This is a genomic window from Variovorax sp. dw_308, from assembly GCF_019207085.1.
GTDB lineage: Bacteria > Pseudomonadota > Gammaproteobacteria > Burkholderiales > Burkholderiaceae_C > Variovorax.
This window is the reverse complement of sequence record NZ_JAATOM010000035.1, coordinates 25,239-47,718: the sequence shown is the minus strand read 5'-3', so window position 1 is coordinate 47,718 and position 22,480 is coordinate 25,239. Positions and strand designations below refer to the sequence as shown.

Annotated in this window: 17 protein-coding genes and 1 pseudogene; 11 read left to right on the top strand and 7 right to left on the bottom strand. The window is 67.1% G+C overall.

Annotation, left to right across the window (positions count from 1 at the left end; all coding sequences use genetic code 11):
• Nucleotides 1-144: 144 nt before the first annotated feature.
• The 3 genes from HCU76_RS33780 to HCU76_RS33770 form a co-directional block, all read right to left on the bottom strand.
• Nucleotides 145-933: a DUF2092 domain-containing protein gene (locus HCU76_RS33780; protein WP_218511709.1), complete on the bottom strand. Its 789-nt coding sequence runs from the start codon at nt 931-933 to the stop codon at nt 145-147.
• A 126-nt stretch (nt 934-1,059) separates the two neighbouring features.
• Nucleotides 1,060-4,410 (bottom strand): autotransporter outer membrane beta-barrel domain-containing protein, encoded by a 3,351-nt coding sequence (locus tag HCU76_RS33775; protein ID WP_218511708.1) that lies wholly within the window; start codon nt 4,408-4,410, stop codon nt 1,060-1,062.
• A 21-nt stretch (nt 4,411-4,431) separates the two neighbouring features.
• Nucleotides 4,432-5,856 carry a TAXI family TRAP transporter solute-binding subunit gene (locus tag HCU76_RS33770; RefSeq protein ID WP_218511707.1) on the bottom strand — a complete coding sequence of 475 codons (1,425 nt, stop codon included), beginning with the start codon at nt 5,854-5,856 and terminating at the stop codon, nt 4,432-4,434.
• Between the two features lie 181 nt (nt 5,857-6,037).
• On the opposite strand from HCU76_RS33770, the gene HCU76_RS33765 reads away from it, so the two are divergent.
• The 9 genes and pseudogenes from HCU76_RS33765 (at nt 6,038) to HCU76_RS33725 (ending at nt 15,876) form a co-directional block, all read left to right on the top strand.
• Nucleotides 6,038-7,156 carry an AI-2E family transporter gene (locus tag HCU76_RS33765; RefSeq protein WP_218511706.1) on the top strand — a complete coding sequence of 373 codons (1,119 nt, stop codon included), beginning with the start codon at nt 6,038-6,040 and terminating at the stop codon, nt 7,154-7,156.
• 38 nt (nt 7,157-7,194) lie between these two features.
• Nucleotides 7,195-8,730 carry an efflux transporter outer membrane subunit gene (locus tag HCU76_RS33760; RefSeq protein ID WP_256354669.1) on the top strand — a complete coding sequence of 512 codons (1,536 nt, stop codon included), beginning with the start codon at nt 7,195-7,197 and terminating at the stop codon, nt 8,728-8,730.
• Nucleotides 8,727-9,857, top strand: a complete 1,131-nt coding sequence (locus tag HCU76_RS33755; RefSeq protein ID WP_218511704.1) for an HlyD family secretion protein — start codon at nt 8,727-8,729, stop codon at nt 9,855-9,857. The genes HCU76_RS33760 and HCU76_RS33755 overlap by 4 nt, the downstream gene beginning before the upstream one ends.
• Entirely contained in the window at nt 9,847-10,971 is a 1,125-nt protein-coding gene (locus HCU76_RS33750) for a DUF2955 domain-containing protein (RefSeq protein WP_256354668.1), read from the top strand. The genes HCU76_RS33755 and HCU76_RS33750 overlap by 11 nt, the downstream gene beginning before the upstream one ends.
• Nucleotides 10,964-11,398: a hypothetical protein gene (locus HCU76_RS33745; RefSeq protein ID WP_371319945.1), complete on the top strand. Its 435-nt coding sequence runs from the start codon at nt 10,964-10,966 to the stop codon at nt 11,396-11,398. Before HCU76_RS33750 ends, HCU76_RS33745 begins: the two co-directional genes overlap by 8 nt.
• Nucleotides 11,399-11,498: 100 nt before the next feature.
• Nucleotides 11,499-12,095, top strand: coding sequence for a hypothetical protein (locus HCU76_RS33740; RefSeq protein ID WP_213959164.1), 597 nt, complete (start codon nt 11,499-11,501; stop codon nt 12,093-12,095).
• A 90-nt stretch (nt 12,096-12,185) separates the two neighbouring features.
• Nucleotides 12,186-12,359 (top strand): annotated as a pseudogene (locus HCU76_RS33735) (phosphate acetyltransferase); the annotation flags it as partial.
• A 232-nt stretch (nt 12,360-12,591) separates the two neighbouring features.
• Entirely contained in the window at nt 12,592-14,523 is a 1,932-nt protein-coding gene (locus HCU76_RS33730; RefSeq protein WP_256354671.1) for a site-specific recombinase, read from the top strand.
• A gap of 15 nt (nt 14,524-14,538) precedes the next feature.
• Nucleotides 14,539-15,876 (top strand): DUF2254 domain-containing protein, encoded by a 1,338-nt coding sequence (locus tag HCU76_RS33725; protein ID WP_256354667.1) that lies wholly within the window; start codon nt 14,539-14,541, stop codon nt 15,874-15,876.
• 29 nt (nt 15,877-15,905) lie between these two features.
• On the opposite strand, the gene HCU76_RS33720 is transcribed toward HCU76_RS33725, so the two are convergent.
• Both HCU76_RS33720 and HCU76_RS33715 read right to left on the bottom strand, forming a co-directional pair.
• Complete coding sequence (locus HCU76_RS33720) at nt 15,906-16,274, bottom strand: nuclear transport factor 2 family protein (protein WP_218511702.1); 369 nt, start codon at nt 16,272-16,274, stop codon at nt 15,906-15,908.
• 5 nt (nt 16,275-16,279) lie between these two features.
• A complete protein-coding gene (locus HCU76_RS33715; RefSeq protein WP_218511701.1) occupies nt 16,280-18,751 on the bottom strand; it encodes a sodium-translocating pyrophosphatase in 2,472 nt (823 codons plus the stop codon).
• A gap of 252 nt (nt 18,752-19,003) precedes the next feature.
• Here HCU76_RS33715 and ppa point away from each other — a divergent pair, with 252 nt between their 5' ends.
• Complete coding sequence (gene ppa / locus HCU76_RS33710; RefSeq protein ID WP_213959168.1) at nt 19,004-19,537, top strand: inorganic diphosphatase; 534 nt, start codon at nt 19,004-19,006, stop codon at nt 19,535-19,537.
• A 91-nt stretch (nt 19,538-19,628) separates the two neighbouring features.
• Here the strand turns inward: ppa and HCU76_RS33705 are convergent, their stop codons facing one another.
• On the bottom strand, nt 19,629-21,074 hold the full coding sequence (locus tag HCU76_RS33705; protein WP_213959169.1) for a GNAT family N-acetyltransferase: 1,446 nt from the start codon (nt 21,072-21,074) through the stop codon (nt 19,629-19,631).
• A 41-nt stretch (nt 21,075-21,115) separates the two neighbouring features.
• Entirely contained in the window at nt 21,116-22,024 is a 909-nt protein-coding gene (locus HCU76_RS33700; protein WP_256354665.1) for a DMT family transporter, read from the bottom strand.
• A 116-nt stretch (nt 22,025-22,140) separates the two neighbouring features.
• Here HCU76_RS33700 and HCU76_RS33695 point away from each other — a divergent pair, with 116 nt between their 5' ends.
• Nucleotides 22,141-22,479: a P-II family nitrogen regulator gene (locus HCU76_RS33695; RefSeq protein WP_213959171.1), complete on the top strand. Its 339-nt coding sequence runs from the start codon at nt 22,141-22,143 to the stop codon at nt 22,477-22,479.
• The last annotated feature ends 1 nt before the right edge of the window (nt 22,480 follow it).

The following is a 22,480-nucleotide window of genomic DNA, read 5'->3' as shown; positions in this document are numbered from 1 at the left end:
ACCCCCGCCTCCAGCGCGTGCGCCACCGCCGCCGCGATCACCCGCCGCCTCGGCAGCGGGGATGGATGCGAAACCCACCAGGACAAGAGCGGCCAGCGTGGCTGCGGGCAATCCGCGGAATGATCCTTTCATGGTCATGCTCCTCTAGTTGGTTTTCGTGGGAACGATCTGGATTTTTGTCGCCCCCTTGGGCGGCGTGAACCTGAAGGTCGCGTCGTTGAAGGCAGGCTTCAGATTCCAATCCATGGAGGTGACCGACTGGGGTCGGGCATCGTCGGCACGGTTGGTCACCACGAGCTTGCGCGGCAGCGGCATGGCGCCGCTTGCGATCCATATCTGCCAGTCGAAATCCCCCTGGCGAAATGCGTAGTGGTCGCAGAGATCGTTCCCGATGAGATCCTGGCCGGCATTCATCGCAGACTCGATCTTGTCGACCGGTGCAGCCGGGGTGCCCCACAGGAACAGGTCGGCCAGCGGGATCTCGACGCCGTACCGCTTTTCAAGTTCGCTCACCAGCTCGGCGTTCGAGCCCGAGAACTCGACCGACGAGTAGTACTTCTGCGCCGGGTAGTAGAGGGTGGCCGTCCCGCCGCCGTAGATGATTTCACGCTCGGAACGAGCACTCCACATGTGGGCGCGCAGCTTGTTCGGACGCTGCACGTCGACGGTCGCCGATGCGCTGTGCAGCAGCTTCTGCCCGTCGGCCAGCACGCGCTCGCCCATCAGCGAGGTCGAGGTCCGGAAGCGAGTCAGGGTCTGCAAGTAGGTTCCCATGTCCTTGAGCGCCTGGATCGACGCCGGGTCGACGGGATTGCCGGCGGGGGGGCTGGCGGCTGGCGCCGGGGGCGCGCCTGCCGCGGGCGTTTGCGCGACAACGGTTGGCGCGGCCAACGACAAGGCCAGCACGGCCGATGCGAGTCCTGCGAGTTTCATAAGCTTTCTCCTTGGGGCTGCGGCACGGAAAGCCACCCTGAAGAACCTCAGCATGCGCGCTCGGCTCGTGCCGCGCATTGACGCGTGTCAATCACGGGCCACGACATGGCCCGGCACAGTAAGCACCTACCAGCGCACCTTGATGCCGAGCGAGCCCAGCACGGAAGACTTCACGCTGGCCTCGCCGCCGATGTTCCACTGGTGGCCGATTTCGCCGTAAAGGCTTGTGGCCGGTGTCAGCGCCAGGGTTGCGCCCGCGGCGACTTCGCCGGCGCTGTAGCTGCCGCCGCTCGAGATCACGGTCGATGCCGCCGGCCCGATGAAGAGGGCGGCATCGTCGCTGAAGTTCGCGCGGTAGAAGTTCACTCGCGCGTAGGGTTGCAGCCGGCCGGCGGCGCTGGGCAGATCGCCCTTGATGCGCAAGCCCAGCCGGGCGATCCAGCCGCTGCCCGAGTCCTGCTGCACGCGCGCGCCGGAAAGAAGCAGGTCGTCGTAACTGTTGTGCCGCCAGGCGATTTGCGCCTGTGGTTCGATGTTCCAGTGCTCGCTCAGCGCGAATGCCTTGCCGGCTTCCACCGAGGCGATGAAGCCGCTGGCCTTGCCCGACACGCTGGGGTTGATATCCGGTCGCACGTCGTAGCGATGGCTGGCGCCCTGCAGCACGCTGTCGACGTACCAGCCGCTGGCATCCATCCATGTCGCATAGGCGCCCAGGAAGCGCGAGCGCAGGTCGTTGCTGCCGACGCGTCCCATGACGCCGCGCGCATTGCCGCTGACGTCGGCGTTGCCGTCCAGATAGCCGACGTAGACGCCCGCCCGCCAGGTGTCGGTCACCAGCAGGTCGGTGCCGGCTTGCAGGCCGCTCACGCGCAGGTCGGTGGTGGCCTGCGCGACGCCTGGCTCCGCCACGCTCAAGTCCGCATACACGACGCGCGCCCAGGCCCGGCGCGTGCCTGCATCGGCAAGGCTCGATGGGGTCTGCGTTGCTGGGTCGGCGCCGGAGGTCCCGGGCACTTCATCGCCCAGGCGTCGATGCAGGTTGCCGAGCATGGCCAGGTCGGCCTGGCGCAGTTGCCCCGGCAAGGCCGCCAGAAGTGGCACCTCGGCCCGGTAGATCGGGACTTGCACAGGGGGGCTCGTCGGCGGCTGCACAGGCACGACCGGAGGGGGGCCGGATTCACCCGGGGGCCCGGCCTCGCCCGGGGGCACAACAGGCGGGATTACAGGCGGGATCACTGGCGGCAGTGTTGTCGTCGAACGCAGGTACCAGTTCTCGCCCGCGCCTTGCGCATTCCCCGGCTGGAGCCGGTACTCAAAGGCACCCGCGTCCACGTGCCCGCCCGCCAGGCTGAAGGCGCTGTGGGTGGTCTGCGCAGTGGTGGTGGCGCCGTTGCGCGCGCTGATGACTTCGACACCGTCGCCGGTGGTCGGCGCGCCCAGCCCGCCCAGGGAGGCGACCTGGACGCTGGTGGTGCCGCTCGCCGTGGATGTTGCTCCGTCGATCACCAGTCTGTCGCTTCCAGGCAGGCCGGTGCCTACCTTGAGGATGCCCGCGTTCCCGGCATAGGGGCCGGAGACCGTGAGCGTGCTGCCCGCATTGGCGCCGACCAGGCTGACCGTGCCGCTGTTTGCCAGGGCCGCCACCTGCTGGTTGAAGCCGCCAGTGTCGAGCGTGGCGCCCGGGGCTACCGCGTGGCTGGACGCGGCGCTCAACGCGTTCGCAGCGCCCGCGCGCAACGTACCCGCGGCCACGGTGGTGGCGCCGGCGTAGGTATTGACGCCCGCGAGCACCAGCGTGCCGCTGCCGTTCTTGGTGAGGCCGCCCCCGCCGGAGATGACGCCCGACAGCGTACCGGTGAAAGCGCCGGTGTCGATGACGGGGTCGCTGGTGCCGGTGAGCACCACGGCATTGGCCAGGTTCAGGCCGTCGCGGCCAAAGGCCAGCTTGGTGCCTTCGTCCATGGCCAGCGCGCCGCCGCCCAGCGCGGTGTCGTGGCCCACGGTGATCTGGCCTCCCTTGAGAAGCGTGCCGCCGCCGTAGGAGCTGGCACCCGTCAGGGTCAGCGTGGCGCCGTTGAGCTTGGTGACGGTGCCGCTCCCGCTGATGGCGCCGCTGAAGGTCAATGCGTCGCTGCGATTGAAGACCAGCGATGCGTTGTTGGCCACGTCGCCCACGATGCTGCCGGTCGTGCCGCCGACCCCCAGTTGCAGGGTGCCGCTGCTGATGGTCGTGACCCCGGTGTAGGTGTTGGCGCCTGTCAGGATAGTGGTGCCGGTGCCGAGCTGGTGGAAGGCGCCGGAGCCGGAGATCACCCCGCCAAAGGTGAAGGGGCCCGAGCGGTTGACGGAGAAGGTGCCGTTGTCGGTGACATCGCCGGTGATCGAGCCGCTCGTCCCGCCATCGCCGAGTTGGAGCGTACCGGCGGGACTGATGGTGGTCCGCCCGGTGTAGTTGGTGCTGTTGAAAGTGAAGATGGTCGTGCCGGCGAGCACGTTGACGGTGCCGTTGCCGATGATCTCGGGTGCGAAAACGTAAGCGGCGGACGTGTGATTGAAGTTGATCGTGCCGGTGCCGGCGCCAAATTCGATGCTCCGCGCCGTCAACGTGCCGGGTGCAGCGGCCGGCTCGCCCGCGCCCGCGCCGATATTGAGTGTCCCGGTCCCGCCGGGATTGCTCGCGATCACAACAGGCCCGTTGACGACGCCGCCATCCGCAATCGTGAGCGTGCCTGTGCCCCGATTGCCAACGTTGACTCCGGGAACGTTGGTCCAGGTGGAGCCCGCGCCGGTCACCGTCACCGTACCCCGCGAGCCTGCATTGGCGCCGACGTTGGCAGCGAAGTTGGCAGAAATATTGGTAACGACCCCGCCGTTCGCGATCGTCAGCGAGCCTGTGCCGGAACTGCCGATATTGAGCCCGCCGCTGATTCCGTTCGTCCAGTTGGAGCCCGCGCCGGTCACCGTCACCATGCCCGCTGAACCGGACCCCAATCCGATGGAGGCGTTGGCACTTTGCATCGCGCCGCCGTCTTGAATCAAGAGGGTGGCCGTGCCCTGGCCGCCCAGCACGACGCCTCCGGCATTCGACCAACTGGAGCCGACGCCGGTCACCGTCACAGTGCCCGCGCCACCCGTCAAATTGCCGATTGCGCCGAAGGAATCGGCCAATGTCCCGCCGGTCTGGATGAGGAGTCTCCCTGTTGCGAGTGGACCGATGTCGAGATTTCTGGCCTGCGCACCCAAGCTCGATATCTCAGTCGAATTCGGCGTCACCGTGTTGATGATCCCGTCGGTCGTTTGCCTGGGATAGCCGGCGCTCCAGTTCCCGCTGAGGAACCAGTCACTGCCGAATCTTCCGGTCCATTCGGTTTGGGCATGCGCAGGCGCAACGGAGGCTGCGAGCAGCGTGACGGTGAGAGACAGTCCACTTCTCCCACGCGGCAGACGGCCATGGATCGTGAAAGAGGATGTAGCCATGTGCTCCCCGCAAGGACGTGTTCAGGAGGGTGTCTTCAGGCCCGATGGGCCTTGCGGGGCGGGCGCAGCGCGCGTCTGGCGCCCGTTGCGTCCAGGCCCCGTTGCGGCATCCGCCTCTTCGGCATCCGTATCCGCGCCGACGCCTTGCGCCTTGGCCATCACGCTCTGGCGAACCAGCCCGATGTGCTCGCGCAGCGTGTAGGCCTCGCTGGCATAGCTCAAAGGCGCCCGGATCCGCGCGGCGGCCTGCTCGATGCGGACCAGGTCGCTCAGCCATTTCTCGATGGGCAGGGCGGTGGCGCGCGTCATGACATCGCGTTCGAGCAGTGCCAGCTCTCCATACCAGCGATAGATGCGCGATCGCATGCGCCAGCGGAACAGGCGCGGCAGGATGTTGGTCAAGGGAACGACCACGAACACCACGGGCAGCAGGAGCACGATCAGGCGTTCGAGATAGGCCGCGATGGTGAACGGCAGGTAGCGGTGAAGCACGCTGGGCCCGAAGCGGTGGTGACGATCCGCATCGGCCGACACCGGCAGGTCCACCGCCGCGGTACTCGGAAATTCATCGTCCGCTTCGAAGTAGCCCTGCTTCCTGTGCAGTTCGCGCGCGGCCTCGAGGAGCAGGTTGATGATCGCCGGCGACAAGCCCTCGCGCGAGACCAGCATCGCCTTGGTACCGATCAGCTTCACGTCTTCCTGCGGGATGTGCTGCTCCAGCTCGATCGTTCCCGCCGGCAAGGTCAGCTTCGTGATGTAGGGGAACTTGCGTTGATAGGCCTCCGCGCGTGCCAGGCTGATCAGCTTCAGGTTCGTGTCGTGCAATGCCTGCCAGACCGCCGGGAACTGGACCGGCCCGACCAGGAACGCGGCGTCGACCTGTCCTGCCTGCAACGCGCGCAGCGCCTCCAGATTGACCAGCGGCACCAGTTCGGTGTTGAAGCGCGTGATGCCGTTCGCTGCGAGCAAGGGCTCCATGAACGCGCGCACGCCGCTGCCCGATGAGCCCACGGCGATTCGCCTGTAGCGAAATTCGTCGAAGTGCTCGTGCACGACGCTGTCGCGATAGAAGATCCACAGCGGTTCGTAGTACAGGGCGGCAAGCATGACCAACGAGCCGCGCTCGTCGGGGCGCACCACGCCGCCCTGCACGAACGCCACGTCCACGCCGGAGTTCGGATCCCGCAACAAGCGCTCGTTCTCGTCTGCGCCACCGGTCATGCGCTCCTCGACCGTGACGCCGTCGCGCGCCAGGATTTCCTTGTAGCGATTCGCGTACTGGTGATACATGCCGTCCGGCAGGCCGGACGCGAGAACGATGTGGCGTGGAATGGTGCTTTGCAGAAACCAGGCGCCCACGACGGCAACGACCACGCTTGCGACCGCGACCAAGGTCCAGCGCGCGTTCTCCTGTCGCGGTCCCGCAGGCAAATCACCCAGTTGCATACCGTGTCGAGTTTTCCGGCAACGTTCGGACCCGGTCCGCGAATGCGTCCCTGATCCTGTGACAACTCCACTTGTGCGAAGCAATCTACCCGTTGCTGATTGCTGCCGTCTTGAGCGTTGTCAAGTCGCGGCGGCAGTGTCGCGTGAACAATCGCAGCTCGCTACCTCCGGAGGGCATCCCATGATCACACCGAAGCCTGACCTCGTGCTCGAGACACGCCTGTCCAGGAAGCTGATGGACGTGTTCATCCGGGCCGGACTGGTGCTGGCCCTGACACTGCTGTGCTTCCGGATCTTCGCGCCCTTCATCACCATGATGGCCTGGGCGCTGATCCTTGCGGTCACGGCCTATCCGGGCCACCAGGCGCTGGCCCGCAAGCTCGGCGGCAAGCAGGGCCTGGCCGCAACCTTGCTGGTGCTGGTCGGCATCGCGCTGATCGTCGTGCCCATGGCCGTGGTGCTGGGTTCGATGGGGGATTCGGTCCACGAGACCGTCGAACGGGTGCGCGAGAACAAGGTCGAGATCCCGGAGCCGCCGGCCAGCGTGGCCGAGTGGCCCGTGGTCGGCTCGAAGGTGCACGGCGCCTGGTCGCTGGCGCACACGGACATGCCTTCGGTCATCCAGAGGATGCAGCCGCAGCTTGGCGAGCTGGCCGCCAAGGCGCTGGCGATGGTGGCCAGCATCGCCGGGACGGTTCTGCTCTTCATGGCTTCCTTCGTCATCGCCGGCATCATCATGGCCTTCGGGGAGTCGGGCGCCCAAGCCGCGCGGGAAATTCTCGGGCGCATCGTCGGCATCGAGCGCGGCGTGGAGTTCGCGGCGCTGTCCACCGCGACCATCCGGGCGGTGTCGCTGGGCGTGGTCGGCGTCGCCTTCATCCAGGCCATGGCCGTGGGCATCGTGATGATCGTGGCCGCCATTCCCTTCGCCGGCGTCCTCGCCATGATCGTGCTGGTGCTCGGCATCGCACAGGTGCCTGCGCTGCTGGTCACGGTGCCGGCCATCGCGTACATCTGGATGAGCGGCAACTACGGCACCGTGCCGGCAGTCATCTACACGGTGCTGCTGGGGATCGGCGGCATGCTCGACAACGTGCTGAAGCCGCTGCTGCTCGGCCGCGGCGTGGATGCGCCCATGCCGGTGGTACTGATGGGCGCACTGGGCGGCCTGGCGGGCGCCGGCATCCTGGGAATGTTCATCGGCGCCACCGCGCTGAGCCTGGGCTACCAGATCCTCATGGCCTGGGTGGCGACCCATCCGGACGTCGTCACGGAAAGCGACCTGCCGCCCGCCACTTGATGCGCGCGATGCCTTCGAAGCCATCGAGGGTGCGGGCGATGGCCCTTGCCGGCGCCGCCGCGATGCTGGGCGGGTGCACCACGGTAGGCCCCGACTTCGAGCGGCCCGTCGTGCCCTGGCTGTCGGGCTGGAGCGGCGGCTCGCTCGGCACCCTTGCCGCCGACCCGGGGCGCGCGCGGCGGCCCGGCAATGGCGCCATGCAGGCGTGGTGGGGCAACTTCAACGACCCCGTGCTCGACCGGCTCGTCGCCGAGGCGCAGCGCGTCAACCCCGGCGTGCGCATTGCCGGCATGCGCATCATGGAGGCGCGGGCGCAGCTGGGGATCGCCGACAGCACGCGCTATCCGCAGGTGCAGCAGGCGAGCGGTGAACTGCTCGGCGTGGGCGAACAGCGCTCCAGCGGGCGCGACAACAGCGCGCTGTCTGCCAGTGCCGCGTTCTCCGTGGGCTGGGAGCTCGACTTCTGGGGCAAGTTCAGGCGCAGCATCGAATCGGCGGATGCCGCCTACCTCGCCAGCATCGCCCAGTACGACGACATGCAGGTGCTGATGGCCGCCCAGGTGGCCGGCCTGTACTGCACGATCCGCACGGTGGAACTGCGCCTGCGGATCTCGCGCGAGAACGCGGCATTGCAGAAGCGCAGCCTGCAGATCACCGAGCTGCATTTCAGGAGCGGCAACGAGTCCGAGCTGGACGTGCAGCAGGCCAAGGCCCAGTACCTCGGCACCCTCTCGACCGTGCCTCCGCTGGAGATTGCCCTGCGCCAGGCACAGAACGCGCTGAGCATCCTGCTGGCGCGTGCGCCGGGTCCGTTGCCCGAAATGCAAGAGGGCCAGGAGCGGATTCCGCAGGCCGGCCTGGACGTCATCGTCGACATGCCGGCCGAGCTGCTGCGACGCCGTCCGGACGTGCGTGCGGCGGAGATGCAGCTGGCGGCGCAATCGGCGCAGATCGGCGTGAGCGAGGCGGACTTCTATCCGTCCATCACGCTGCTGGGGTCGGTAGGCCTGTCGGCCACCTCGGTCGAGGGATCCTCGCGCGTCCTGAGCGGGGCCATCGGGCCCAGCCTGGTCTGGAACGTGTTCGACCACGGGCGGCTGACCAACGCCGTGCTGGTGCAGGACGCGAGGTTCCAGCAGCTCTACCAGCAGTACCAGGACACCCTGCTGCGGGCGGCCCGCGAGGTCGATGACGCGTCGGTCGGCTTTGCCAGGACCGGCGAGCAGATCGTGCTGCTGGCCGACGCGGTGAAGGCGGCGCAGCGTTCGCTGGAAATCGCCGACCGGCAATACAACGAAGGCCTGGTCGATTTCCAGCGCGTGCTCGACTCGCAACGGGTGCTCTTCAGCCAGCAGGACCTGCTGGTCGCCAGCCGCGGCAGCCAGACGCAGAGCCTGATCGCCATCTACAAGGCCCTGGGCGGCGGCTGGGAGGCAGCGCGCAATCGGCCGGTGCTCGACGATGCGTCGCAGGAGACCATGGGCCGGCGCAGCGACTGGAAGGGACTGCTGGCAGCCCCCCTGCCGCCGCCCGGCGCCGATGCGCCGCCCATTCCGGAGGGGACAAGACCATGAGCGAAGAACAAGTCGCGAAGCCGGCAGAGCCGCCGCCACAGCCGCCGCCTGAGAACGGCAAGGGCGCCCGCATCGGCGGGATCGTCGTGCTGGTGCTCATCGTCGCCAGCCTGGTCTGGTACTTCGCGTCGGATCGTCTGACGCCCTTCACCTCGCAGGCCCGGGTGCAGGCTTTCGTGGTGCCGGTGGCGGCGGAGGTGGCGGGGCGGGTGCTGAAGGTGAACGTGCGCAACAACGACAGCGTGCAGCAGGGGCAGGCGCTCTTTGAGATCGACCCGACGCAATACCGCATCGCGCTGCAACGCAGCCGCGCGGACTACGAGTCGGTGCGGCGCTCGGTCAATGCATCGGTGGCTTCGGTGGACGCGGCCCAGGCTGGGCTGCGGGCGGCCGTGGCCAACCATGTCTATGCCCGGCAGGACGCCACGCGACTGGAGCAGATCTTTGCGGAAGACCCTGGCGCGATCTCCATCCGCCGCGTGCAGAGCGCGCAGGCCAGCCGGGTCAAGGCGCAGAGCCAGGAGCAGGCCGCCCGGGTGGACCTGATCCGTGCCCAGGAAGCCGCGGGCGAGAGCGGCGACAAGAACGCGCAGCTGGCCAGCGCCCGCTCGGCCGTCGAGAAGGCCGAACTGGACGTGCAACGCACGTCCGTGACCGCACCCGCCAGCGGCCTGGTGACCGACCTGCGCACCGACGCCGGGCAGTTCGTGCAGGCCGGCGCACCGTTCATGACGCTGGTCACCGTCCACGACCTCTGGATCAGCGCGGACATGACGGAGAACAACCTCGGCAACATCGAGCCCGGCAACGCGGTGGCGATCGTGCTCGACGTGATGCCGGGCAAGGTGTTCAAGGGCCGGGTGCGCAGCATCGGCACCGGGGTCGCCAGCGGGCAGCCGGCGCAACCCGGCACGCTGCCGACCATCGAGAACAACCGCGACTGGCTGCGCCAGGCCCAGCGCTTTCCGGTGGCCATCGAGTTCGATCCGTCCGAGCGCGATCAGCTGCGCGCCGTGCGCGTCGGGGGACAGGCCGAGGTGCTGGTCTACACCGGCGACCACGGGCTGATGAACTGGCTGGGATCGGTCTTCGTCCACATGATGAGCCTGCTGTCCTATGTCTACTGAGTCCACTGCGCGGGGGCGCATGGGCCGGGCCGACAAGGCCGTGCTGCGGCTCGCCATCGGCCTCGGTCTTGCGGTGCTGGTGGCCTATGGCATGGCGTTGAAGGCGCCCTATGCCGTCTGCGTGGTGGCCGTGCTGATCCTGTGCAAGCCGGGTGCGCCGATCCCGCTGTTCAAGGGCATCGTCCTCGCGCTCGTCGTTGCCGTGCTGATGATGGCGGGCGTGCTGCTGGTCCCGCTGCTGGAGAACTACGCGCTGGCCGGCGTGCTGCTGACCATGGCCTTGCTCTACGCGGTTTTCTATTCGGGTGTGCGCAATGCCAACCCGCTGGCGACGATCCTGGTGATGGCGATCACCCTGATCCCGGTGATCGGCGTGGCGGCGCAGGCGCTGGCGTTGCAGATCGGCGTGACCCTCGCGGTGGGCCTCTGCATCGGCGTGCTGGTCGGTGGCATATCGCACGCGCTCTTTCCCGATCCGCCGGTGCCTGGCATGGCAAGGGCTGCACGGGAGGTTCCCTCGGCGGAGTCTGCGCGCTGGATCGCCTTGCGCGCGGTCGTGGTCGTGCTGCCCGTCTTCGTGCTGGCACTGACCAATCCGTCCTTCTACGTCGCGGCCATCATGAAGTCGGTTGCGCTCGGCCAGCAGGCCGGCGCCACGAGCACCCGTTCGGCCGGACTGGAACTCGTGGGCTGCACGCTCATGGGCGCAGCGATCGCCGGCTGTCTCTGGTTCGGCCTTTCGCTGCGGCCCAACCTGTGGATGCTGATGCTCTGGATGGCCGCGGCCGCGCTGTGGGCCGGGACGCGACTGTTCCGCGTGCGGCCCGGCGCCTGGCCGCCTTCCTTCTGGGTGCAGTCCCTGGTGACCATGCTGCTGCTGCTGGGGCCGGCCATCGAGGACAGTGCCGGCGGCAAGGATGTCCTCAAGGCATCGGCCGTGCGGGCCGCATTGTTCGTCGTTGTGGCGCTGTATGCGTGGGCGACGGTGTGGGTGCTGGAACACTGGCGGGCCGCCCGATCCGGGGCAAGGTCGAACGGGAGACGCAAGGTGCCCAGCCGCCTCGCAGGTAGCGGCGCCGGATTACCACTTGATGGAGGTGACAGACATGAGTGACTTCGATACGGACAGCGAACATCATTTCGACGCGCCCGACGCACGACACAAGACGCGCCCGCCTCGCCCGCAGCGGGGCAGGGCGGTCTTCCTCATGCACCTGCTGCGAGCCGCGAGTTGCGCCGCGGTGGTGGCCGTGTCTGGCTGCGCGTACTACCCCTATCCGGTTGCGACGTCCGCCCCCGCCAGCTTCGACCGGTCCTTCAGCGCGGCGGGCGGCGCCATGCGCGACCAGGGCCTGGCCATCAGCGTCGAGGACCGCGCCAGCGGCACCGTCGTCGGCGGCATCGGGGGCGGCACGGTGACCGCGCGCGTGCTCCAGCAGGCCGATGGCAGCGTGCGCGTGCAATTCGATGCCACTGGTCCGCGCGATCCGGCGCTGATCGATCGCGTCTCGCGCAGCTACGACAGCCGCATGGGACGCTGACGCGCCGGCCAAATTTCCAGGGCAATTGACTTCCGTCAAGTCGAATCGACGGGCTTGGGGACATGCTAGTCGCCAGTCTCAACCATCCAAGGAGGATCCCATGAGGATCATGACTTCGCTTGCAGCAGTGGCGCTGCTGGGCACGCTGCTGCAACCCGCGATCGCGAAAGACAAACCCGCCCACGCCATGGCCGCCTCGACGGCGCCCGGCTCGGGCACCATCACGGAAGTCGTCCGGGTCTCGGGTGTGGTCGAGGCGATCGACCTGCCGACACGTCATGTGGTGCTCAAGAATTCCCACGGCAAGCTGATTGCGATGGCGATCGGCCCCGAGGCACGCAACCTGGAACAGGTCAAGGTCGGCGACCACGTCCGGGTGAGCTACGCGCAGGCGTTGAGCCTGACCTTGATGAAGGACGGCAAGGAACTGCGCAGCAAGAGCGAGACCCCGAGCGGCGCCCGGTCTGCGGAAGGCGAGCGCCCGGCCGGTGTGATCGGCCAGAAGGTCGAGGTCACGGCCGACGTGACGGCCGTCAACAGCAAGACTCATATGGTCACGCTGCGCGGCCCGGAGCATGAGATCGACCTGAAGGTCCGCGATCCCGAGCAGCTGAAGCTGATCAAGGTGGGCGACCAGGTCCATGCGGTCTACACCGAGGCGGTGGCGCTGTCGGTCGAGCCTGCTTCCAAGAAATAAGGCGCTTGCGCGCCAGACGGCGCGATGGGCAGGCCGCGTGCCGAGGCAGTCATGGGCGGTGTCGGCACGCCCGACCTTCAAAGGCATCGAATGACCGCAAAGCATGAGAAATACCAGCGGCTGATCGACGCATGCAAGTCGCTTCCCCCCATGCCGACGGCGGTCGTGCACCCCTGCGATCAGAGTTCGCTGGAGGGCATGCGGGAGGCGACGCGCCTTGGGGTGATCGCATCGATCCTGGTCGGGCCTTGCGCGCGGATCGAGAGTCTGACCAGCAGGGCCGACTCCCTGATGACACGGCTCGCCTCGTGCGCTGTCGCGGCAATGGTCGCCAAGGCCCGCCGCGAGAGCCTGACGGTGCAGGGGTGAAGTGATGGGTGGGCCCCGTGCGTGGCGCGATGGGCTGCGCGCCGGTCACGACGGGCAGGGCGGCGCCCAGGCCACGGAGTCCCTGAGCACGGCGGTTGCCGATGCGCGACTGGAGTTCCTGCTCCACATGCTCGATCCGCACGCGAGCTTGCCGTTGCGGCACATCTGGCTGATCAAGCTGCTGGCGTGGGTGCGTGGCGACGGCAAGTCGGCAAGCGCCGCCTTGGGCAGGGTGACGCAGTTCCTGGACGCCATCGAGGCCCGGCCCGTGGTCGAGTCGCGCGTGCGGGAATGGTGGGCCGTGTTCGTCCGCACGGTCGAATTGACCGCGATGCTGGCGGACCACGGCTTCTCGCCACGCAGCGCCTTCGTGAGCGCATTTGGCGAGCGCCTGCGGCGCAAGCTGCTGCCGGCCACGCCGGAGACCATCGATGCCTCCAGCCTGCTGCGACTGGCGCTGCCGGTGGACTTCGACGCCACATGGCTCCAGCAACTCGACGCAGACCAGCTGCGCCGCATCGCCAGGCTGGCGCCCCCGGATCTCGTCGACGGTGTGCCGCACTGGCAGCCGCTCATCATGGACGCCGTGACCTTCTGCACCAGCCAAGTGGTGGCGGCCGGCTTCTCGTCGGAGTTGCGCCTGCGCATGAGCGACCCGGTGCGCGCGGGGCAGCCCTTCCACGAATTGATGGTCGATCTCGATCGCCTGCGCGACGAGGCGCTTCGTCGGCCGCGTGATCCGGAGGCCCTGAAGGCGGCGTTCAAGGCATTCCGGGAGCGGCTGGATGGTTGCCGCGAGGCCGCCGCTTCGGTCTACGCGCATCTCGAGGAGAACGGCATCTCGGTCGGGCTGGTGTTCCGCCTGCGCCAGCTGCGGTCGCGCATGGTGCGAATCCGCGACCTGCTCGACTGCCTGTTGTCCGAGCAGCCGCATCGCGCCATCGCACAGTTGCTGGGCCGGCTGGTGCTGGCCAGCGGCGAGCGCTACAGCATCCGTGCGCTGATCGCCAACAATGCCTCGCTGCTGGCAGCCAAGGTCGCGGAGCGCAGTGCGGAAGTCGGCGAGCACTACATCACGCGCGACCGCGCCGAATATCGCGGCATGCTCCTGTCGTCGGCAGGCGGCGGTTTCATCACCGGCTTCACGGTGCTGCTCAAGTTCGGCGTGCTGGCGATCGCGCTGTCGGCGTTCTGGAGCGGCTTCGCAGTCGGCATCCTCTATTCGGTGAGCTTCATCGTGATCCAGCTCACGCACGCCACGCTGGCCACCAAGCAGCCGGCGATGACGGCGCCGGCGATTGCCGCCAAGCTCAAGGACCTGCACACCGAGGGCGCCATCGAGGAATTCGTGGACGAGGTCACGCACCTGGTGCGCTCGCAGGTCGCGGCCGTGCTGGGCAACGTGTTGCTGGTGGCGCCGACGGCGCTGCTGCTGTACTTCCTGCTGTCGCGCGTGCTGGGCGTGCAGCCGCTCGACGAGGCGCATGCGCGCGAGACGCTCGAGTCGCTGCACATCTACGCGGTCTTGCCGTGGATGGCCGCCTTCACCGGCATGGTGCTGTTTGCCAGCAGCCTCATCGCGGGGTGGGCGGAGAACGCCTTCGTGCTGAATCACATCGATTCGGCCATGCGCTACAACCCCCGCATCCGGGCCACGCTCGGCGTGGAACGGGCGCAGCGCTGGGCGGTCTTCATGCGCACCCACATCTCGGGCTTCGCCGCGAACATCTCGCTGGGCTTCATGCTCGGACTGGTGCCGGTGGTGGCCGACTTCTTCGGCCTGCCGCTCCAAGTGCCGCACGTCACGCTCAGCACCGGCCTGATCGTGGTGGCCGCGGCGAGCCTCGGGCCATCCGTGCTGGCATCGCCCCTGCTCTGGTGGAGCGTTGCCGCGATTCCGGTGCTGGGCCTGCTCAACCTCGGCGTCAGCTTCTACTGCGCCGTCCGGTTGGCCATCCGCGCCCACAACGTCAGCCGGGTGGACCGGGCACGCCTTCGCGCAGCCATCGGCGCACGCCTGCGGCGGCATCCCGCAAGCTTCCTGCTGCCGCCGCCCTGAACCCGGAGCATGCAAATGCCGCGTGGCCTGAGACGCATTCGCTGGAACTGGAGGTATGCCGTCAAGAGCTATCTCGGCGGCTCGCTGTGGCTGGTGCCGATCCTCGCGCTGGTGGCCAACCAGGCGTTCCGCGTCATCGTGCAGTGGATCGACGAGTGGCTGCTGCAGGCCGGGATGCTGGACGACGCGACCTCGTTGCTGGCCTTGTCCGTCACCGGCGCGCGATCCCTGCTGGAGACGGTGCTGACGCTGAACCTCTCCTTCCTGGTGTTCACCTTCGGCTCCCTGCTGGTTGCGATCCAGGTCGCAGGCGGCCAGTACACGCCACGCATCATCGCGACGACGCTGTTGCGGGACAACGTGATCCGGGGCACGGTGGGCTGCTTCGTCTTCAGCCTGGTCTTCGCGGTGCAGGTGTTGTCGCGCACCGGCGAGTCGGTGCATCAACTCGACATCTTCATCGCGGCATTGCTGGGAGTCGTCTCGCTGATGACCTTTCTCTTCCTGATCGACTACGCGGCGCGGTTGCTGCGTCCCATCAGCATCGTGGCGCGCGTGGGGCAGTTCGGCACGAAGGTCGTCCACGCGATCTACCCTGACCCGACCGTTCGGCCCAAGCCGGCCGTGACCCGGCGGCTCGGCGCGCCCGACCGGACAGTCCTTCATGCGGATGCCTCGGGCGTGGTGCTCGCGCTGAATGTCAAAGGGCTGGTCGCAGCGGCCCGACGTGCCAACGGCGTCGTCGAGTTCGTGCCGCTGGTCGGCGACTTCCTGGCCGTCGACGAACCCCTGTTCAAGTTGTACGGCAATGCCACTGCCATCGATGAGCGCTGGTTGCGGGCGGCCGTCGTGCTGGGGACCGAACGCACGCTGGAGCAGGACCCGGCCTTTGCTTTCCGGATCCTGGTCGATATCGCGATCAAGGCGCTGTCGGCCGCCATCAACGATCCGACCACGGCCGTGATGGCCATCGACCAACTGCACCATCTGCTGCGCCTGGTCGGGCAGCGCGACCTGCGCGGGGAGGAGGTCCGCGACGAGGCCGGTGACTTGCGATTGGTGCTGCGCACGCCGAACTGGGAGGATTTCGTTCACCTCAGTTGCACCGAAATACGGCACTGTGGCGCGGGCAGCATCCAGATCGTGCGGCGACTGCGCTCGATGCTGGTCAACCTTATGCAGACATTGCCCCCGCATCGCCATGCCGAGCTGCACAAGCAACTTGAACTGCTGGACCGGACGATCGACGCGAACTTTGCGTTTGCCGAAGACCGCGTGCTGGCACGCATCCCCGATTCACAGGGGATGGGCGGCGCGCTGGGGGTCCAACCCCTGGAGGAGGCGCAACACTGACACTGCGCATGGCGCTCGGCGCAGCGCCTTCAGCGCGCCCTCATCTGGGCCGGGTCATAGAAGAACTCTTCCTCGGCAATCCGGTCCCCTTCCCAGCGCTGCCATGCGAGTTCCTCGATGTGCATGCCGCGCCCATCCTTGTTGGTGAAGTCGAAGATCCAGCGGATGACCACGTGGTCGCCGTTCACCAGCACCGGTCGCACGCACTTCGAGATCACCGAAGCCATGCGCGCAAGCACCGCGGCCTCGTTGGCCACCAGCACAGGGCGGCCGCGCCGCGGCTCGGCCTGGTTCTCGCGCATGCTGGCGTTTTCGGTGTAGTAGCCCTCGATCGCCTTCACATGGTCGCCGCCTTCGACGGCGGCGATGAAGGCTTCGAGTCTTTCCGCGCTCGGCATGTCGTTCAGGACTTGATCTTGACCTCGACGCGCCGTGCCTCCGCCGCGGGTCCATCGGCTTGCGTCTGCTCGGGCTTGGCCAGCTCGATCTTGTCGGCCGGCGCACCGGCAGCCTTCAGTGCCTCGGCCACGGCCTCGGCGCGTTGCTTGGCCAATTCGGCGTTCTTGGCCGGATCGCCGCTGGCGTCGTGATAGCCGCTCACCAGCGCCACGTTGCCGGCCTGCACCGCCTTCACCACGTCGGCCAGCGACTCCTTCGAGTTCGGCGCGATGTCGTTGCTGCCGGTCGCGAAGTAGAACTTCACGATGCCGTTCTCGATCTTCACCATCGCGCTCTCGCCGCTCGCGGCTGCCGCCGGGCCAGGCGCCGGCGCAGGCGCCGACACGGGTGCCACCGGTGCGCCGGCGGCCTTCACGCCATGGAACTGCACCACCAGCGGCACGATCAGGAGCGCCACGATGTTGATGATCTTGATCAGCGGATTGACGGCCGGGCCGGCGGTGTCCTTGTAGGGGTCGCCCACCGTGTCGCCGGTGACCGCAGCCTTGTGCGCCTCGCTGCCCTTGCCGCCGTGGTGGCCGTCCTCGATGTACTTCTTGGCGTTGTCCCATGCGCCGCCGCCGGTGCACATGCTGATCGCCACGAACAGGCCGGTCACGATGGTGCCCATCAGCAGGCCGCCGAGCGCCTTCGGTCCGAGTACCAGCCCCACCAGGATCGGCACCACCACGGGCAGCAGCGACGGGATCATCATTTCCTTGATCGCCGCGCCGGTCAGCATGCTCACCGCCTTGCCGTACTCGGGCTTGCCGGTGCCTTCCATGATGCCGGGGATGTCGCGGAACTGGCGGCGCACTTCCTCCACCACCGCACCCGCTGCGCGGCCCACGGCTTCCATTGCCATGGCGCCGAACAGGTAGGGGATCAGCCCGCCGATGAACAGGCCGACGATCACCATCGGGTCGCTCAGGTTGAAGTCGATCGACTGGCCGAGGCCTTCGAGCTTGTGGGTGTAGTCGGCGAACAGCACCAGCGACGCGAGGCCGGCCGAACCGATCGCATAGCCCTTGGTCACCGCCTTGGTGGTGTTGCCCACCGCGTCGAGGGGATCGGTCACGGCGCGCACGCTGGCGGGCAGATCGCTCATCTCGGCGATGCCGCCGGCGTTGTCGGTGATGGGGCCGTAGGCGTCCAGCGCAACGACGATGCCGGCCATGCTCAGCATCGACGTGGCGGCCACCGCGATGCCGAACAAGCCGGCCAGCGAATACGAAGCCAGGATCGCGATGCAGACGAAGATCACCGGCCAGGCGGTGGAACGCATCGACACGCCCAGGCCCGCGATGATGTTGGTGCCGTGGCCCGTGGTGGAGGCTTGCGCGATGTGCTGCACCGGCTTGTATTGCGTGCCCGTGTAGTACTCGGTGATCCACACGAGCGCGGCCGTCAGCGCCAGGCCTACGAAGCAAGCGCCGAACAATTTCAGCTGGCTCCCGCTCGCGGCAATCGCGTTGTCCGGAATGAGCCAGCTCGTGACGAACCAGAACGCGATCAGCGACAGAACGCCGGCCACCGCCAGGCCCTTGTAGAGCGCCGGCATCACGTTGACCATGCCCGGGGATGCCTTCACGAAGAAGCAGCCGATGATCGACGCGATGATCGACACGCCACCCAGTGCCAGCGGGTACATCACCGCATTCACCGGTGCGGCGGTCACCATCAACGCGCCGAGCACCATGGTCGCGATCAGCGTCACCGCATAGGTCTCGAACAGGTCGGCCGCCATGCCGGCGCAGTCGCCGACGTTGTCGCCCACGTTGTCCGCAATTACCGCGGGGTTGCGCGGATCGTCTTCCGGAATGCCGGCCTCGACCTTGCCCACCAGGTCGGCGCCCACGTCGGCGCCCTTGGTGAAGATACCGCCGCCCAGGCGCGCGAAGATCGAGATCAGCGACGAGCCGAATGCAAAACCGATCAACGGGTTGAGCACGTGCGACAGGGCCTTGCCATCGGTCTGGCTGGCGCCGCCGAGGAACCAGAAGAAGCCTGCGACGCCCAGCAAGCCGAGCCCGACCACCAGCATGCCGGTGATCGCGCCGCCCCTGAACGCCACGTCCAGTGCCGGCCCGATGCCCTTGGTGGCCGCCTGGGCCGTGCGCACATTGGCGCGCACCGACACGTTCATGCCGATGAACCCGCAAGCACCCGAGAGCACCGCGCCGATGATGAAACCCACCGCAGTGGTCAGGTCGAGGAAGACGGCGATGAGCACCGCCAGGACCACGCCGACGACGGCGATGGTTGTGTATTGCTTCGCGAGGTAAGCCGACGCGCCTTGCTGGATCGCCGCTGCGATTTCCTGCATTCGCGCGTTGCCTGCATCTTTCGCGAGGATCCAACTGCGGGCCCAGAAGCCATAGGCTACGGCCACAAGGCCGCAGACGATGGCAAGTATCAGGGGGGTGTTGCCGATCATGCTTTGCTTTCTCCAGGAGTTCGTTGCGACTGGTGGAGACGGAAAGCACAGACCCTGCGCGCAACGCGTACGGGTCTGAGCTACCGCCGCGTTGCTTCCTCGAAGCCTCCCGCAAAAAAGGGAGACCGATTGGCCAACAAGTCCAATTTAACAGTGAAAAGTCACATTCCGTATGACTTGCCCATGACGCGCGTCTTAAACTTCGGGTTTGTCCGAGTAACCCGCTGTTTCATTCAATCAACGTATAAAGACATGTCATTCGATAAAGTTTCCCCAGGCAAGAACCTCCCCGACGCATTCAACGTGGTCATCGAGATCCCGATGAACGCCGATCCCGTCAAGTACGAAGTGGACAAGGAGTCGGGCGCGCTCTTCGTGGACCGCTTCATGACCACGTCGATGCACTATCCGGCCAATTACGGCTATGTCCCCCAAACCTTGAGCGGTGACGGCGACCCGGTCGACGTGCTGGTGATCGCACCCTATGCCCTGATGCCCGGCGTGGTGTGCCCGTGCCGTCCGCTGGGCATCCTGATGATGGAAGACGAAGCCGGCGTCGACGGCAAGGTTCTGGCCGTGCCCACCGACAAGGTGCTGCCGATCTACAGCCACTGGAAGTCGATCGACGACGTGAACTCGATGCGCCTGAAGACCATCGCCCACTTCTTCGAGCACTACAAGGACCTGGAAGCCGGCAAGTGGGTCAAGATCCTGGGCTGGAAGGGCCTTGACGAAGCCCGGAAGGAAGTCGTGGACGGCATCGCCGCATACAAGGCCAAGGGCTGATCCGTTCCCTCGCGGATCACTGACAAAAAAGCGCCGTTGCCGGCGCTTTTTTCATGGGGAGCCGGTCACCGCGCTGGTGTTGCCGGGCTGGTCATTTCGATCGGAACGGGCTGCGTTCGTCGAGGTGTTCCATGTAATTGGCGATCCCTTCGCCCTCGCGTTCCAGGAAGCGCTCGACCGCGTCCGCGAACGACGGATGCGCCAGCCAGTGGGCGCTGGTCGTCTTCACCGGCATCAGCGCGCGGGCCATCTTGTGCTCGCCCTGCGCGCCGCCTTCAAAGCGCTGCACCCCGTGCGCTATGCACCACTGGAGCGGCTGGTAGTAGCAAGCCTCGAAATGGAGGCAATCCACGCGCTCCATCGCACCCCAGTAGCGGCCATAGGCCACTTCGGGCCCGATGGAGCCATCGCTGCGCGGTTCGTCCTGCGACAGCGCGATCAAACTGGTCGCGATCGGATGCCCGCCGCGCTCGGCAACGAACAGCAGCCACGCCTCGGGCATGGTGTCGGCCATCCGCTGGAAGAAGTCCCGCTTCAGGTAGGGCGGATTGCCATGCTCGCGATAGGTGCGGGCATAGCAGCGATAGAAGAAATCCCAGTCGTCCGGAGAGATGTCCACACCGCGCGCCCAGCGAAACACAACCCCCGCGTCCGCCACCTTGCGGCGCTCCTGGCGAATTTTCTTGCGCTTGTCGTGCGAGAGGCTGGCGAGGAAGGCCTCGAAGTCCGCGTAGCCCGTTCCGCCGCCGGGCCGCCCCAAGGCGGAAAGCGCCCCCTCGGGGGGCAGCGAGGACACGCCAGTGCCGAGCGTGGGGGCGACAGTTCCGCCGCCGGGCCGCCCCAAGGCGGAACGTTCCCCCTCGGGGGGCAGCGAGGACACGTCAGTGCCGAGCGTGGGGGCAACAGTTCCGCCGCCGGGCCGCCCCAAGGCGGAACGCGCCCCCTCGGGGGGCAGCGAGGACACGCCAGTGCCGAGCTCGGGGGCAATATTCTTCCAATGAAACTGAACCGTGTGCCGAAGCATCAACCCCGCATCGACGCAGGCAGCGATGTCCTCCTCAGCCCCGAACAGCAGGTGCAGCGACGACAACCCGGCCTGCTTGCACCATTGCACCAGCCCCTGCGCCAGCAATGCCCGGCTCTGCGCATCTCGCGCCAGCAACCGCGCCCCCGGAACCGGCGTGAACGGCACCGCCGCGACCGCCTTCGGGTAGTAGGCGAGTCCATGCTGCTCATAGGCATTGGCCCAGGCCCAGTCGAACACGTATTCGCCGTACGAATGAGACTTGATGTAGACCGGACACGCGCCAGCGAGCCGCTCGCCCTGCCACAGCGTCACGAAGGCCGCGGTCCATCCACTGGCCGGCGTGGCGCTGCCACTCTCGTGCATCGCATGCAGGTATTCATGCCGCATGAACGGGCTGGGCGCGCCTTGCAGCGCGAGCAACTCGTTCCATGCGGCCGCGTCGATCTCGGAAGGCGCCCCGTGGATGCGCAGGATCGGCTCGTCGCTCTCGAGTCTGTGTGGCTTTGCCATCCCGACTTGATCTCCCGTGGGGGGCATTTCCGGTCGCTTCGTCATGTCTTCCGAACGCCCAGGTATTCGGCAATCCAGATCCCGCCCAGCACCAGCGCGAGCGCCGCCGCGTGGAAGCCCGAGAGTGGCTCGCCCAGCACCATCACTGCGAGCAGCGGGCCGAAGATCGGCACCAGGTTCAGGAACACCCCGGCCCGTGCCGGCCCGATCAGCGTCACGGCGCGAATGAACGTGAGCTGCGAGATGTACGAGGGAAAGGTGCCGATGAACAGGATCAGCAGCAGGCCCTTCAAGGTGGGCGCCGTGAAGTTGCCCATCGCGATTTCGGCCACCAGCAGCGGCAGCGACACGACGCTCGCCACCGCGGCCGTCGCCGCAAAGAAAACGATCGCCGGCACTGCGGGCCGCCGACGCAAGCCGAGGGCGTAGAAGGTATAGAGCAGGCAGGCGATCAGCATCCACACGTCGCCGATGTTGAACTGGAACTGGGCCAGCCGTTCCAAGTGCCCCTGCGAGGCAACCACCGCGATCCCCGCCAGCGTCAGCGCGACCCCGACGGCCTGCAGCACGGTGATCCGGGTGCGGTAGAGGTAGAGGCTCCCGACCAGCACGAACACCGGGATCGTCCCCTGGATGATCGCAATGTTGATCGCGGTCGTGTGATGCGCGGCCGTGTAGAAGAGGGCGTTGAATCCGGTGAAGCCCAAAGTGCCCATCAGCGCCACGAAGCGCCAGTGAGGCACCAGCGCGCGCCAGTGCGTGGCGATCTCGCCGCGCGAGGTCAGGCCGAGCGCCACGCAGCAGACGATCCATCGCGCGGAGGTCACCAGCATCGGCGATGCTTCGCCTACCGCGAGGCGCGCCGCCACCGCATTGGCGCCCCAGATCAGCGTGGTGAATACGAGCAGCAGCCAGGCTTGGCCATTGACCCGCCGGATCAGCGTTGCCAAGCCGGATGCAGCGGGGGTGACAGGGGGACTTGCACTCATCGACCCCGGAGCCTAACAGTGCGTGAATGACATAATCGGCCGCCCCCTTTTCCGAAATCACCGGGAGAACCTCCGCAATGAAACAGATCACCGCCATCGTCAAACCCTTCAAGCTCGAAGATGTGCGCGAGGCGCTGGCAACCGTTGGCGTGACCGGACTGACGGTTACCGAAGTCAAGGGCTTCGGCCGCCAGAAGGGCCACACCGAGCTTTATCGCGGTGCGGAATACGTGGTCGATTTCCTGCCCAAGATGAAGGTCGAGGTGGTCGTGAACACGGATGACGTCGAACGCTGCATCGAAGCCATCGTCGGCGCCGCGCGCACCGGCAAGATCGGTGACGGCAAGATCTTCGTTACCAACGTCGAGCGCATCGTCCGCATCCGAACCGGCGAGCAGGACGAAGCCGCGATCTGAT

Coding starts and splice junctions, on each gene's coding strand:
- HCU76_RS33780 (WP_218511709.1), bottom strand. CDS start 933: ATGAAACTCGCAGGACTCGCATCGGCCGTGCTGGCCTTGTCGTTGGCC.
- HCU76_RS33775 (WP_218511708.1), bottom strand. CDS start 4,410: ATGGCTACATCCTCTTTCACGATCCATGGCCGTCTGCCGCGTGGGAGA.
- HCU76_RS33770 (WP_218511707.1), bottom strand. CDS start 5,856: ATGCAACTGGGTGATTTGCCTGCGGGACCGCGACAGGAGAACGCGCGC.
- HCU76_RS33765 (WP_218511706.1), top strand. CDS start 6,038: ATGATCACACCGAAGCCTGACCTCGTGCTCGAGACACGCCTGTCCAGG.
- HCU76_RS33760 (WP_256354669.1), top strand. CDS start 7,195: ATGGCCCTTGCCGGCGCCGCCGCGATGCTGGGCGGGTGCACCACGGTA.
- HCU76_RS33755 (WP_218511704.1), top strand. CDS start 8,727: ATGAGCGAAGAACAAGTCGCGAAGCCGGCAGAGCCGCCGCCACAGCCG.
- HCU76_RS33750 (WP_256354668.1), top strand. CDS start 9,847: ATGTCTACTGAGTCCACTGCGCGGGGGCGCATGGGCCGGGCCGACAAG.
- HCU76_RS33745 (WP_371319945.1), top strand. CDS start 10,964: ATGAGTGACTTCGATACGGACAGCGAACATCATTTCGACGCGCCCGAC.
- HCU76_RS33740 (WP_213959164.1), top strand. CDS start 11,499: ATGAGGATCATGACTTCGCTTGCAGCAGTGGCGCTGCTGGGCACGCTG.
- HCU76_RS33730 (WP_256354671.1), top strand. CDS start 12,592: ATGCTCGATCCGCACGCGAGCTTGCCGTTGCGGCACATCTGGCTGATC.
- HCU76_RS33725 (WP_256354667.1), top strand. CDS start 14,539: ATGCCGCGTGGCCTGAGACGCATTCGCTGGAACTGGAGGTATGCCGTC.
- HCU76_RS33720 (WP_218511702.1), bottom strand. CDS start 16,274: ATGCCGAGCGCGGAAAGACTCGAAGCCTTCATCGCCGCCGTCGAAGGC.
- HCU76_RS33715 (WP_218511701.1), bottom strand. CDS start 18,751: ATGATCGGCAACACCCCCCTGATACTTGCCATCGTCTGCGGCCTTGTG.
- ppa (WP_213959168.1), top strand. CDS start 19,004: ATGTCATTCGATAAAGTTTCCCCAGGCAAGAACCTCCCCGACGCATTC.
- HCU76_RS33705 (WP_213959169.1), bottom strand. CDS start 21,074: ATGGCAAAGCCACACAGACTCGAGAGCGACGAGCCGATCCTGCGCATC.
- HCU76_RS33695 (WP_213959171.1), top strand. CDS start 22,141: ATGAAACAGATCACCGCCATCGTCAAACCCTTCAAGCTCGAAGATGTG.